Origin of the sequence: Beijerinckia sp. 28-YEA-48 (assembly GCF_900104955.1) — a bacterium.
Taxonomy (GTDB): domain Bacteria; phylum Pseudomonadota; class Alphaproteobacteria; order Rhizobiales; family Beijerinckiaceae; genus Terripilifer.
Window position 1 is genome coordinate 3,434,511 of record NZ_FNSI01000001.1, and the last position, 13,884, is coordinate 3,448,394.

At 58.1% G+C, this 13,884-nt stretch carries 8 protein-coding genes and 1 tRNA gene; 4 read left to right on the forward strand and 5 right to left on the reverse strand.

Annotated features, from left to right (window positions below; genetic code table 11):
- The first annotated feature begins 84 nt into the window (after positions 1 to 84).
- From BLW50_RS16270 to BLW50_RS16280, 3 genes are all read left to right on the forward strand, one after another.
- On the forward strand, positions 85 to 1,410 hold the full coding sequence (locus BLW50_RS16270) for a glycosyltransferase (protein ID WP_090704436.1): 1,326 nt from the start codon (positions 85 to 87) through the stop codon (positions 1,408 to 1,410).
- A 26-nt stretch (positions 1,411 to 1,436) separates the two neighbouring features.
- On the forward strand, positions 1,437 to 2,597 hold the full coding sequence (locus BLW50_RS16275; RefSeq protein ID WP_090704438.1) for an FkbM family methyltransferase: 1,161 nt from the start codon (positions 1,437 to 1,439) through the stop codon (positions 2,595 to 2,597).
- 203 nt (positions 2,598 to 2,800) lie between these two features.
- The gene (locus BLW50_RS16280; RefSeq protein ID WP_170850196.1) at positions 2,801 to 3,958 is read left to right on the forward strand and encodes a class I SAM-dependent methyltransferase; all 1,158 of its coding nucleotides are present in this window, start codon (positions 2,801 to 2,803) and stop codon (positions 3,956 to 3,958) included.
- A gap of 602 nt (positions 3,959 to 4,560) precedes the next feature.
- On the opposite strand, the gene BLW50_RS16285 is transcribed toward BLW50_RS16280, so the two are convergent.
- Positions 4,561 to 4,637 (reverse strand) — tRNA-Arg (locus tag BLW50_RS16285).
- Between the two features lie 563 nt (positions 4,638 to 5,200).
- Here BLW50_RS16285 and BLW50_RS16290 point away from each other — a divergent pair.
- Complete coding sequence (locus BLW50_RS16290; RefSeq protein ID WP_244544470.1) at positions 5,201 to 6,088, forward strand: crotonase/enoyl-CoA hydratase family protein; 888 nt, start codon at positions 5,201 to 5,203, stop codon at positions 6,086 to 6,088.
- 71 nt (positions 6,089 to 6,159) lie between these two features.
- Here the strand turns inward: BLW50_RS16290 and BLW50_RS16295 are convergent, their stop codons facing one another.
- The 4 genes from BLW50_RS16295 to BLW50_RS16310 form a co-directional block, all read right to left on the reverse strand.
- Positions 6,160 to 8,676 carry a response regulator gene (locus BLW50_RS16295; RefSeq protein ID WP_139267643.1) on the reverse strand — a complete coding sequence of 839 codons (2,517 nt, stop codon included), beginning with the start codon at positions 8,674 to 8,676 and terminating at the stop codon, positions 6,160 to 6,162.
- 20 nt (positions 8,677 to 8,696) lie between these two features.
- Complete coding sequence (locus tag BLW50_RS16300; RefSeq protein ID WP_090704446.1) at positions 8,697 to 10,847, reverse strand: EAL domain-containing response regulator; 2,151 nt, start codon at positions 10,845 to 10,847, stop codon at positions 8,697 to 8,699.
- 394 nt (positions 10,848 to 11,241) lie between these two features.
- Positions 11,242 to 12,621 carry a UDP-glucose dehydrogenase family protein gene (locus tag BLW50_RS16305; protein ID WP_090704448.1) on the reverse strand — a complete coding sequence of 460 codons (1,380 nt, stop codon included), beginning with the start codon at positions 12,619 to 12,621 and terminating at the stop codon, positions 11,242 to 11,244.
- Between the two features lie 317 nt (positions 12,622 to 12,938).
- Entirely contained in the window at positions 12,939 to 13,772 is an 834-nt protein-coding gene (locus BLW50_RS16310; protein ID WP_090704450.1) for an FkbM family methyltransferase, read from the reverse strand.
- Positions 13,773 to 13,884: the final 112 nt, after the last annotated feature.

The following is a 13,884-nucleotide window of genomic DNA, read 5'->3' on the forward strand; positions in this document are numbered from 1 at the left end:
TATAATAAAGAATCCTGATTTATAATAAAATGAAGATCTGATACCGAATCAGCTTGTGATTTTATTGGATAAGGTGGGATTTCGATGGGGCGTGATGCCTGTCGTTTGGTTGTCGACATAACTGACTGGAATGTTTTTCTTCCGCGTGGAGCCCCTATTTCCGGCATTCAAAGAGTTACGCTCAATCTGCTGCGGTCGCTGCGGCGGCTCGGCCTGCCCTATTTGATCATTCGCCATGATCTACTGAGCGGGTACCATCGCGAGGTTTCGCCGAGTTTTCTCGACTATGATTTTTCGACGCCGCGGCATCCCAGCGAGCGCGGCCATATGCACACGCACAACCGATACACCAATTCATACCTGCGCTCCGTCATCGCTTCGATGTGGTTTCGCGTGAAACATGGCTTGAAGCGATTCAAGGAGAACCCGCTCGATTGCTTCACCACGCGCTACGTTCCCCGCGACGGCGACATGATCTATCTCGCGGGGGCGGGCTGGGACGCTTCCCTCACGATGGAGGCCATTGCCGGATTCAAAAAACAGGCGAACATTCGCTTCGCTGCCGAGGTCTATGATTTCATACCTTTCATTTCGGAGGTCTATCATGAGCGGTTGGGCCGCCGGCAGTTCCGTCGCTGGATGAAACATACGCGCGGGATCGTCGACACTTACGTGTGCCTCTCGCAACATACCCAGAGGGACTTCGCGCGTTTTCGCCCGGTTCTCAATTTGCCGGATGATGTCCGGACCATCGTCGTGACCCCGCCGCAGGAGTTCGCGTCCGGCGAGGTGTTTGAATCCACAGAATTGCCGGAAGAGACCCACAGGCGCCGCTATGCCCTGTGCGTCGCGCAAGTGTTCAACCACAAGAACGGGCGCCGGGTCATCGAGGCCTGGCGCACGATCGGTCTGGTGGCGGATCAGCGGATGTCGCTGGTGATCGCCGGGGCGACGGCGCGCGAGGAGATCGTGCGTGCCTTCGGCACCGTGCCCAATCTTATCGTCATCGAGCGCCCCAACGACTCAACACTGGCCAATCTCTATCGCAACGCTGAATTCAGCATCTTCCCCAGTCTCTACGAAGGCTGGGGCATGCCGGTGGGCGAGAGCCTCTGGTTCGGCCGTCCGTGCCTTTCGGCCAATGGCAGTTCCATGCCCGAGGTGGGCGGCGATATGTGCGATTATTTCGATCCGCACGCGCCGGGAGAGCTGGAAAACCTGTTGGCGAAGGCGGTGTTCAATGCCGACTTCGTCGCGGCTCGGGCGACGCAGATCGATCAAAACAGGCTGAAGTCTCTCGATGATTATGCGCGTGAGATCCATGCCGCCTTGACGGACGAGGCGCCAACTCAGCCCATCCGGCAGCCGCAAACCAACGCCAACGAATCCACGCTGCAAGCGACCGCATAACGGGCCGCGCTCGGAGGACAGAACAGATGAGCCATTCTCTTTCACTCGACGCCTATTGGCGCGAAACCGCGGACTTTATAGCGGGGCTGAACGGCGCCGCGCGGTCCGTGATCGTGCCGACGGATATGCAATCCGTCTTGCCGAATTCGACCGACTACGAGAACAGCGCCGCCGCGCCGGCCGCCGACATGGTCGTACTGCACAAGGGCGAGATCGAAAGGCTCGGCGCCAACTGGATCGTCGAGGCGATCCGGGGCATGGCACCGGTATACGCCAATGCGGTCTTCGTCGTGTTTTCCAGACTGCCGATTGAACGTCTCTCGGAGGCGAACCCACATGTTAGTTCGTTCCGAACGATGCTCCAGCTCGAAAAGCAACGGGCCGGGGCGGCGTCAAAAGCACGACAGTCGATCTATCTCGGCAACAACCGGGCCATTACGACGACCATCTACGGGCATAAGTTTTTCGTCGATACCCGGGACATCAGCCTGACGCCCCATCTCTTGATCGACGGCAACTGGGAGCCGTGGGTCACGGACGCCTTTCGCCAGGTTGTGGAGCCCGGCATGAACGTCATCGACATCGGCGCCAACATGGGCCACTTCGCGCTCATCGCCGCGAGCCTGGTCGGTTCGGAAGGGCACGTCTATGCCTTCGAGGCCAATCGGGATCTGGCGGAAATCGTTCACTCGAATTTCAGCGTCAACGGCTTCAGCGGTCACGGGACGGTGGAGGCTAAAGCCGTCTTTTCATCGACGCGCACACTGCAGATCGGCTTCCAGAAGCGTTACATGGGAAGTTCCAGCATTCATGCCACCAGCAAGTCGGCGGCGCGTCAGCTGGACAGCGTCGAGATGCGCGACGTGCCGGCCGTCAGCCTCGACGACTATTTCCCAGCGGGCAAACGCATCGATCTGATCAAGATCGATGCGGAGGGTTCCGAGCCCAGCATTCTCGCCGGAGCCGAGCGACTGCTATCGGAGAACAAGGACATCCAGATCTTCATGGAATTCTCGCCCGTGCTCTTCCGGCATGCCTACAAGACGCCCGATGCCTTCGCGGCAATGATCCGCGAACGGGGCTTTTCCATCTACCGGATCCTGGCAGACAGCAGTCTGGAGCTTTGCACAGCATCCACGGTGTTCCCCGTCGAGCAGCACTGGGACGTGCTACTCAGGCGCTGGTAACGCATCGGTTGAGGCGGACGGTGAGCGGCAAGGCAGCGGAGGACCAGCGGTTGGACGAGAAAAATGAGGCGCGCCTGAACCGCCTCGCGAACACCCAGAAAATTGCCGACGCAGCGGACTTTTTCGTTCCGGAACTCGATATCGCGATCCAAAAACATTTGCGGCGCATGCCGAGGATTCATCCCCGGCAATGGGAGTTTGGCATGGCTCTCGTTGCCTTGGACCGCGCTGGCGTTTTCAACGGCACGACGACGGGCCTCTCCTTCGGGAGCGGCCAAGAGCCGATTATTTTCGCCATCGCCGAGCGGGTCGGACATCTCAGCGTGACCGACCTCTATTCCGGGGACACGATCTGGCAGGTCGCTCAAACCGACAACTGCGAGGACTTCGTGCTGTCGGTTGCGCATGAAGGTTTCGATGCGAGCAGGATCGACGTCAGGTCGATGGACATGCGCGCCATCGCCTTTCCCGACCAGAGCTTTGATTTCGCCTATTCCATTTCGACCTTCGAGCATATCGGCGCGGAAAATGATTTCGTCCAGCACCTGAAGGAGGTGAAGCGCGTCCTGCGGCCGGGCGGTGTCTATGTCCTGACCACGGAACTGCGGATCGGGGGCGAAACACACGAGATCGCTGGGAATTACAAATTCTCGCTTTCCAATCTTCTCTCGCTCTTTCGCCAGGCCGGGCTCAATCCCGAAAGCGTGTTCGATCACCGGCTCACGCCGATTGGTATGAACGAAGCCACCGAATTGGCCTCCGCGCGATCGCTGGACCAGTCGGGCATGGCCCTGGAACAGCTCATCGTCACGGACACGGGCGGGATCATGTCCCTGCCCGCTCTCTTCGTATTGAGAAGCGAACCTTACAGGGCGCCGGACGTCATCGGCATGGCGGAGACGACCGCGTGGCTCGACGACCGTCTCAGGCAGCGCACGCGCCTGCGCTTCCAGGACTGGACGTCCCTGAACCCTTATGGTGGCCTGACCGATGCCCGCTCGCCGAATGTCGATCTGTGGAAGGACGCCGGACTTGCGCCGACATCGATCGCCTTCGCCACTTCATATTGTCACTTTGGCGATGCGGAGATGGAGTTTCGGGTCAATCTCGCCAAATCCCTGGGGCTGGAAAGCCAGGGCGCGCTGGTGGTGAGCATCATGTCATGGTCGACAGAAAACCCCCAGGACATGCAGCCCCTGTCGTCGCAGACCATTCTGCTCGATGCGGCCACACCGGCCGCGAGCCAGCTTCGATTTTCGCTCAAGCCCGAGGCGCGTCGCACTTATTCGGTCTATGGCCTGATCGTCGATGGGACCGTTATGCTCGCCGACGTGAGCGTGGTTGCCCGCCATAAGCAGTGAGAGGGCTACGAGGAGGTAGAGGGCATGGAGACCGATCGCGGGCCGCCGATCACCCGCTATTGAGAACCTTCGACACCGGTTTGGCACACGACGGCGCTCCAGTGCCTGAGCTCTGCGACGCTGCTTTGCTTCCTGCAGCCCGAGCGCCTCCACGAAATGCTGAAGGACTATCGGAAGACGGCAACCGGGCGGAAGAACAGGCGAAAGAGCGCCTCAACCGTCTCCGCCACGCTAAGACCGAAGCTGGGAACAACCCATCTGCTGGAATTTGCCAAGAAGGGTATCCTAGAGCCCTTGAACGGCTCATCGATCTCCAACTTGAATGTGATGATCTGGCCTAACAAATTGCCGATCTCCAGAAGTGAATAGCTTCAGCTGAGCCTACGATTGGTAGAGACAAGATCGAACGTGTCGCTCACCTATTGCGGGACAGGCCGCACAATGGAGCCCTGACCTTCGGCAGGCTTATGCTCGCCTTCTCATGGACGAGGTTCGGGTCACAAAGAAGGAAATCCGGATCACCGGTTCAACAGCTGTCCTGGCCAGGGCCCCAGCGGAGGGGACGACCCCGCGCTAGCGGTTCTCTCTTTTGTTCAGAAAAATGGCGCGCCCGAAAGGATTCGAACCTCTGACCCCCAGATTCGTAGTCTGGTGCTCTATCCAGCTGAGCTACGGGCGCCTGCTTCGGCGCGCTCAAGCTTGAACTTGGAACGAAACGCCGTGTGCGAGGCTCGTGTAGCGAGTTCCGGGGGGTAATGCAACTTCCCAATCGCGCCTGGGCTGTGGATTTTCAACGCTTTGTTTCCCGGATTTCAGGACAGGCCGAAAAAAAGCTGTCGGGAGGGGCCCGCGGCGTCCAATGGCCCGCCATTTTAACGAATCGTTAGGATTTCGAGGCCGCGCCATCGTCTCGGCCCGCCCCTCGTACGAGACACCTGTGCGCGCCTTAAATGATTGGAAATCCGCGCCTTTCGCTTGCGCAGATCCGCCCAGAAGAGGTGGGACAAGCCCCACGGTTGGTCATTAACCAATTCTTAACAAACAAAAAACAGGCCTAAAATTTATGTTAATGTTTCATTAATCCGCTTGGTGGGCGGCAGGTGCGACAGCTGATTGTTACTGTCACAGAGGATGTGGCTCATGGCGCGGCAGGCCGGAGGCTTGGGTACAGATTTAGGAACATCACAGGGCAGCCTTCCCGACGGCGGCGGTTCGCCTGGGAGTGGCCCGGATTTGAGCAATGTGCAGTCGCTCAAGCGCCCCCTCCCCGTCAGCCTGCGATTCGCGGCCCAGACGTTCGAGGAAACGCAGGTCGAATATGATCCGCTGCTGCGCGCGCTCTGGTGCCGCATGCGGCTCAAGCGCTCGCCAAGCTTCACGCCACAATTGCTCCGGGATCTGCATGCGGTGCATGACCTGGTCAACGAGGCCAATGCGGCGGCCCCCGAGCCTTCCGCCCAGCCGATCCGCTTTTATGTCGGTGGCTCCGTCTATCCAGGAACGTTCAACGCCGGCGGCGACCTGTCGCTGTTTCTCGACGCGATCCGCCATCGTGACCGGACCATGCTGCGCGAATACGCCTATTCCTGCGTCGAAGCGATGTACAACAACGCCTGCGGCTTCAAAGCGCCCGTCATTTCGCTCGTTTGCCTGGAAGGCGACGCGCTGGGCGGCGGGCTGGAATGCGCCTTGAGCTTTGACGTCATCATCGCCGAGAAAGGCGTCAAGCTCGGACTGCCCGAGATCATGTTCGGCTCTTTCCCAGGCATGGGCGCCTTCAACTTCCTATCGCGACGCATCGGCCCGCGTCTCGCCGAGCGAATGATGTTGAGCGGCAAAATTTATCGGGCAGAAGAATGTTACGACATGGGCCTCGTCGACATTCTGGTCGACAAGGGCACGGCGATTGAAGCCGCTCGCACCTTCATGAAGGAAAATCAGCGCAAGCACGCGGCCCGCATTGCGATCTCGAGCATCAATAAAAAGATGTTTCCCCTGTCGCTGAGCGATCTAAAGGACATCACCGACCTTTGGATCCAGCACACGCTGTCGCTGGATTCGATCGATCTGCGACGCATGGAATATCTGGCCAACGCCCAGAATGCCCGGCGCCAATCCGAAGCGAGCTGAGTGACGTCGTTACAAAGCGTGCAATGACGGTCCGCTATGCGCGCGCCTGCGATGCCGGCGCGCCATCGCGCTTATGTGACTTTCATCGCCGCCAGCTCGATTACAACCCGGTCCAACTCGCTTTCAAGCTCGCGCACGTGGCGTTCGCCATCGATCGCCAGTTCTTGCGCATCGATCTCGCGCCAATCGAGACAGAGCTTGCGCATGCGCTGCGCCCCGACATTGGCCGCGCAACTGCGCAGGGCATGGGCCTGATCGCGGAAGGACGCTTCGTCTCCCTTGGCCACCGCATCGCTCAGACCGCGCAGGATCGACACCGAATCCGAGACGAACTGATCGACGATCTCGTTGACAAAATCCTGGCCGCCCAGGCTCCTGAGATCGGCAATGGCTTCCGGATCGATCGGCGATGAGAACGAGGCTGCGCTCTCTGGCTCCTCGGCCATCCGCTCATCCCTACGGGGCCGCGCCTCGGCCGGCCCCAGCTTCACCAACCGGCGAATGGTCGCCAGCATCTGCTCCACCGCGATGGGCTTGGGCAGGCAATCGTCCATTCCCGCCTCAAGGCATTCCTCACGGACTTCGTCGCGCACATCGGCCGTCAGAGCAACAATCGGGACATAGGGCTCCAGGCCGGCAAAGCGATAGAGCTTCGTCGCCTCGATGCCGTTCATCACCGGCATGTTGATATCCATGAAGGCCAGATCGAACGAGGCTTTCGAAAGCTTGTTGATCGCTTCCTCGCCATCATCGGCGAACTCGACGATCATGCCGGAACGCTCCAGCAGACGTCCCACCACCTTTTGGTTGGTGCGGTTGTCCTCGGCGACCAGAATTCTCAATCCGACGAATGCGTTGTCTTCGGCCTTCTCTTCCAAAACAAGCCGATGGCGTCCTGGTCCGGTCGAATGCGCAATCCTAGCGATCTGTTGCACATAGCCGTGTCGCAGCGGCTCGGTCAGAACGGTAATGCAAGCCTCGGCGATCAGCTCGCTTTCCATATAGCCGCGCGCGCGGCGAAGCAGAAACAGCGGGACCCGGCGCTCGGAAAAGTGCTTCGTCAACGCCGCCAGCGCGCCAGTCGTTTCGAGACCGATCATCATCGAATCGATGAGTACAGCGCCAGCCAGCGCGTCCTTCATTTCATGCGCGAGAATATTCTCTGCCGTCGTGATGCTGCCAGCTGGGTGAACCTTGAAGCCGGCGTCAATGCAGGTTCTCTTCAGATCGAGATCCGGCGACAGCAGCAACAGGTCGCATTGCGCCGCGTTGACCGGAGAAACAATCATCTCCGTTTCGAACTGGAAGCTAAACGTGCTGCCCTTTCCGGCCTCGCTTTCAACGGCTATCCGGCCCCCAAGCGCTTCGACGAGCTGTTTCGTGATCGCAAGTCCAAGCCCCGTGCCACCGAAGCGATCGATGATCGTCTCGTCCGCCTGCGTGAAGCTTTCAAAGATGCGCGCTTGCGCCTCCCTGGCAATGCCAATCCCGGTATCGGTCACGGCGAAACGGATCGTCGAACGGCTGTCGGAGCGCACGATTTCATCAACGGAAATCGTCACCGAACCAGCCGACGTGAATTTCACCGCATTGGCCATGAGATTGGTGAGGATATCGCCAATCGCGCGTTCGCTCGACACAATGAACTGAGGCACGGTGAGGCCGATCTTGAGCCGCACCGCGACGTCCTTGGTCGCCGCCTGGATCGACACCATATTGGCGACGCGCGCCATCAGCACGAACAGATCAAAGGCTTCGCGATTCATCGGCGTCTTGCCGGCTTCCAGACGCGAAAACTGCAAAATCGAATTGATCTGTTCGAGCAGGGTATTGCCCGACTCGCCGATCGAGACGGTCATGTCCATCTGCTCGGCATTGAGCTTGGTGCTGGCCAGGAGCTTGCTGAAGCCGATCACCGCGTTCAACGGCGTGCGCAATTCATGGCTGACGCTGGCCATGAACAGGCTCTTGGCCTTGTTGGCCTCTTCGGCTTGAATGCGGGCCGCCGACAGACGCCGGATCAGCACGGAAACATAGGCCGGCAAAGCGATCAGCCCCAAGAGCAGGCTGACGCCAAACGAGGTATATGCGATCCAGAACGAGGTCGTCAGAAGGACGGCGCCAAAGCCGACAACCGACGCCGCTGTCGCGGCGAACAGGTAAGACAGACCGAAGCGAAAGCCGTTGCCGAAGATGATCCAGAGATAGACCGGATAGACCAGAGCGGTCGATTGATCACCGACATGGGCCAGCAACGTCAGACTGCCGATATCGAACAGAATGGCGAAGCCACGCCGGACATGGGAAATGCCGGGGAACAACAGGATGTGCGCGAAGATCAGCGTCGTGATGATCGGATAAGCGATCAGCGCCGGACGCCAGGACACCAGAATCTCCCTGGCCTCCGGATAGCCGGCGCTGCTGCCCGCGAACAGGCTGGCAACGAGCACCAGATGAACCGCATAGCGGTTATAGCTCATCTCATGTTCGGAATCGGGCCGCTCGGCCAAACGCCTCACAATCCAGGCGCTGACCCGTTGGATCGCGCTCGGCCGTGCTTTCGAGACTGTCGACTTACGCGCACTCACACTCGACTCACATACTCGGCTTACGCACTGGAGGCTATGGTGGACTGGCCGACCAGATAGGCCAGGAATTCATGTTCCGGCATCGGCTTGGCAAAATAGAAGCCTTGAACATGATCGCAGCCTTCGGCGCGCAGACGCTGCAATTGCTCGGCGGTCTCGACGCCCTCGGCGAGAACCTGCATGTTGAGGCTCTTGCCCAGGGTCGTGATCGCCCGCACAATCGCCGCATCGTTTGGATCGGTGGCGACGGTGCGCACAAAGCTCTGATCGATTTTCAGGCGATCGAGCGGCAGCTGCTTCACATAGCCCAACGAGGAATATCCCGTGCCGAAATCGTCGATGGAGATATGCACGCCCATATCCATCAACTGACGCAGATCGTCGGCGACCGCGTCCATATTCTGCATGACGATGCTTTCCGTCAGCTCCAGCTCGAGACGGCGCGGGTCGAGCCCTGTTTCCCCCAGCGCGCGCGTGACCAGCAAGGGAATGGTGCGCTTGCGGAACTGGATCGGCGACAGGTTGATGGCGACGCGCAGATATTGATAGCCCTTCTCCTGCCAGCGCCGCGCCGCGCGGCAGGCTTCAAACAGCACCCACTCGTTGATCGGCAGGATCATGCCGTTTTCTTCGGCGCGCGGCAGGAAGACACCCGGCGAGACGATGCCCTGGCCTGGGCGATCCCAACGCAACAGAGCCTCGGCGCCGTCGACCTGGCCTGTCGCGAGGTTGATCTGCGGCTGATAGTAGAGTTGGAATTCGCCCCGTTCGAGCGCCTGCTGCAGATCATTATCGAGCTGGGCCGCCACCCGCGCCCGTGTCTGCATATCGGAAGCGAAATAGGCGAAGCTGTTGCTGCCATTGTCCGACTTGGCCCGATACATGGCCAGGCTGGCATTGATCAGCAGCTGATCCGCATCGGTCGCGTCAGAAGGATAAAGAGCCACGCCGATCGACGCCTTCATCGGCGCCAGATTGTGCCCCGGCATTTCGAAGCTGGAAATCAAATCGAGAATGCGGTTGGCGAAATCGTCCGCTTCCGTCGTCGAATGCATGTCCGACTGTAGCAGCGCGAATTCATCGCCACCGAGACGCGCCAGGACATCGCCCTCGCGAACCTGGCTGCTGAGATGATCGGCGAGCGCTTTCAGATAGCGATCACCGGCCGCATGTCCGAGAAGATCGTTGATCTTCTTGAAGCCATCGAGATCGACCACATAAAGCCCGAACATGTGATCGCCGCGCCGCGAGCGCGTGATCATCTTGCGCATGCTTTCGATGAGCGAGACGCGGTTTGGCAGATCCGTCAACGCGTCGTGATGGGCGACATGGCGCAGATAAGCTTCGGAGCGCTTACGCGCGGTGATATCGAGCGAACTGGTGAGAACGGCCGTGACTTGCCGTTCATCGTTGGTGATCGGCGACTTGGTGGTGACGAAATGCCGGACGACGCCGGCCAGATCGATCATCTCTTCTTCATAGGCGGGCACGGCTTTGCCCGTCTGCAGAACTAGACGATCGAGCGCCAAATTGCGCGCCACCTGTTCGGACCCGTAGATCGACGTCATCGGCTTGCCGACGAACTTCGCCAGATCCTTGCCCGAAAAAGCTGCCTGATAGGCATTGGCGAAGATCAATGTGCCATCCGAGCCCGTGGCATTGATCATGACCGGCAGGGTATCGATAACCTGCGCCAACCTCTCGGAGGAATCGCGCAGAGCCTGTTGGCGTGACCGCTCGCTGCGCTCCAGCTCGCGTTCGAGCGTGGTGGCGCGGTCAGCCAGCAGTTTTTGATGCTTGTGCAATTTAAGAAGATTGCGGGCACGGGTGACGAATTCGTGGTGATCGACCGGCGAATGCAAAAAGTCGGTCGCGCCGGCCTCGAGCGCCCGCAGCCGGAAGCTGCGCTCCTCGTAGATCGTCAGAACAATGATCGGGATCTCGGCCGCACCCGGAAACTGGCGATAGCGGCGGATGAATTCGGCGCCATCGATCGTCGGCATTTTGAAATCGGTGATGATCAGATCGGGCTGGCGATCGACAAGCCAATCCAAGGCCTGCAGCGGATCGCCGAAGGTCTCAACCTGCACATTGGGTTCGATTGACGCCGCCAGTTTCGCAAAAATATTGCGATTGGTGATCCGGTCGTCGACAATCACGATCAGCGACATTCAAAAATCCCGAGTCTGGATTCCTGATCAGCCGACCGCGCCCGCGTTTCCAACGTGTGCAGCCCGCCCATCAACGCGGGACTGTCCCTCATTTGGATTAAGCAATTGCTATAATGCGCCTGAAGCTTTGTTATCATCCCGGCAGATGCAGCCATCGGCCGTCTATTTGTCGGGCTCTTCCGAAGCATTCAATAGTAATAACCGAATAATTACTCAAATCTACTTTAAACTACCTATCTATACTATCAGTTACTTCCTGCTATTAAGATGACCGGTCAGTTAATTTGCGGACCCTGGTCTAGTCGGATATTTCAATCTCACGGCCACGGCTGTCCCACTGTCGGCCAAGCCACGTGTTGCATCAGCGCGCGATCAAGCGGAACGCAGATGAAACTCATGCTTCCGTGGCGCTCTTCACTTTGCTCTTGGCGCCGGGCTTGCCCTTGAGCGAAGCACCGCGGCCAACGGCGAAGTAAAGCAACCCGTGCCGGCTGACATCTGCCGGCTCGTAGAGGTTGCGGCCGTCGACGACAATCGGATAAGCGAGCGTGCGCTTCAGCCAAGCGAAATCGACAACACGAAACTGTTTCCACTCGGTGCAGATCGCGAGCGCATCCGCGCCTTCCACAGCCGACAGCGGATCGTCGAACAACTTCAAATCGTCCCTCTCGCCATAGATATGACGAACCTCGTGCATGGCCTCCGGATCGAAAGCCTGAACCCGTGCGCCTTGGACCCAGAGCGCCTCCATCAGCGGGCGCGACGGCGCTTCGCGCATGTCGTCGGTGTTGGGCTTGAAGGCGAGCCCCCACAGCGCGATGGTCCGGCCTGCCAGATTGCCATCGAACGCCGCGGAGAGCTTTTGGAAGAGCACGCGCTGCTGATTGGCATTGACGACTTCAACGGAAGCCAGCAGATGCGGCTCATGGTCGACGCTTCTGCCCATGTGAATGAGCGCGCGAACATCCTTGGGAAAGCACGACCCACCATACCCCGCGCCGGGATAAATGAAGTGATAGCCGATCCGTGGATCAGAACCGATGCCACGACGCACCTGCTCGATATCGACCTCCAAGCGTTCAGCGAGATTGGCCATCTCGTTCATGAAACTGATCTTGGTAGCGAGCATCGCATTGGCCGCATATTTGGTGAATTCGGCTTCGCGAATTCCCATGAACATGAGCTTATCGTGGTTGCGGTTGTAGGGGGCGTAACATTCGCGCATCGCATCGCGAACGCGCTCGGAATTCGTGCCGACGACAATACGGGCGGCACGGGTGAAGTCCTCGATCGCGCTGCCTTCCTTTAGAAACTCGGGATTGGAGCAGACATCGAAGTCGACCTGCACGTTGCGGGCAGCCAAACGGGAAGAGATCGTCTCGCGCACTTTGTCCGCTGTGCCAACCGGTACGGTCGACTTGTCGACGACGATTGCATAGTCCGCGATGTGATAGCCAATTGTAGCGGCAACCGCGAGCACATGCCGGAGATCGGCGGAACCGTCCTCGTCAGACGGCGTCCCCACAGCAATGAAGATGATATGGGCGCCGTCGATCGCATTGAGCGCATCAGTGGTGAAGCTGATACGGCCCTGCTCGCTATTCCTGACGATCATCTCGGAAAGGCCGGGCTCAAAAATCGGGATGACGCCCTTGCGCAGGGCTTCAACCTTCCGGTTATCAATGTCGACGCAAACAACCTTGTGCCCGACATCCGCCAGACAGGCTGCGGTCACCAAGCCAACATAGCCGGAACCGAATATTGCGATCTTCATTCCACTGCCTCTCAGCAAACTTGAAAGTATTCTGCCGCACGCCCCGCCAGGCTGCGCACGCGCCTATCTACCAGATTAATCGACGCCGCCGATGACGTAGCCCGCGTCTTCTTGATCCGGACGCGCCTGTCAGCCAACGCACTGATATCATTGTCGGGCTACTGCAACGTGGAGTTACCCCACCCATAAGCTTAGAGACAGCAGCTCGTTATAGGACCAAGCGATTGCTTATCTCAAAAAGAAGCGAGGGCGGTACCGTTTGCGCGAAGGGCTATCGCCTACGCATGCGACAAAGCTTTCAGGCCAAATAAATACAATCAATACTTTTCAAAATAAACAAGCTTATCCTGCCCATAATCCGTCTCTATAATGTCTTTTTCCGAAATTTTTATCAAATCCCCATGATAATCTATAGCTCTCGGAGATTTATACCCCTTAAATTTACTCAGAAATCCCTCAGGATCGCTATATCTGGCAGCGTTAAATTCAAGAACTATATTTGGCTTATAATATTCTATCGTTTTTTTCATTCCATCTACGATGGCAATCTCGGCGCCTTCTGCATCAATTTTGATGAAATCGACACCACCAAGCTCATCAGCGATGGCATCAACAGTGGTCGACGGCACACGAAAGACGGCGCCCTCATCGGATGGCCAGTTATCTGGAACAACGGCTGTGTTTTTCGGCTCATTTTTCGGCTGAAACATTGTGAGTATTTGCTCGTCGATGGCACCCACCGCCTTCTCGAACAGCTTAACCCAATGCAGACCATTCAAATTGATGGATCTAGCAAGTATTTCAGCAATCCTGGGATTGGGCTCGACTGCAGCTACTTTGCCCGTTGCCCCCACCGCCAGCCCCAGAAGGAGAGAATAATAGCCAAAATTAGCTCCGACATCGATGGCCTTCATCCCAGGGGTCACTTTCCTGGCCATGAACAAAGTCAGCCAAAGCTCCCAATGGCCATCGAGCATGACGTGATGAGCAAACCCATGATCAGATTTACTCAAGTACATTTTTGGGCAGCCAAGGACCCGCGTTAAAACGATATCGTCGCTGATAGAAACAGTCTGGACACGCGCCCGGATTTCGCGCTCGGCCTCCTCCCGATCCATCGCCGCGATCTCAGAAGGGAAGAGCAATTTCATCGCAATTTTCCTAATATTGATCGGATTCAGATTTGGCTGTGCAAAGATTACGAGGAGCGTCCCCTATTTCGTTATCGCGATAAGACCAAAACACGTAGAGCTGAATGCATCG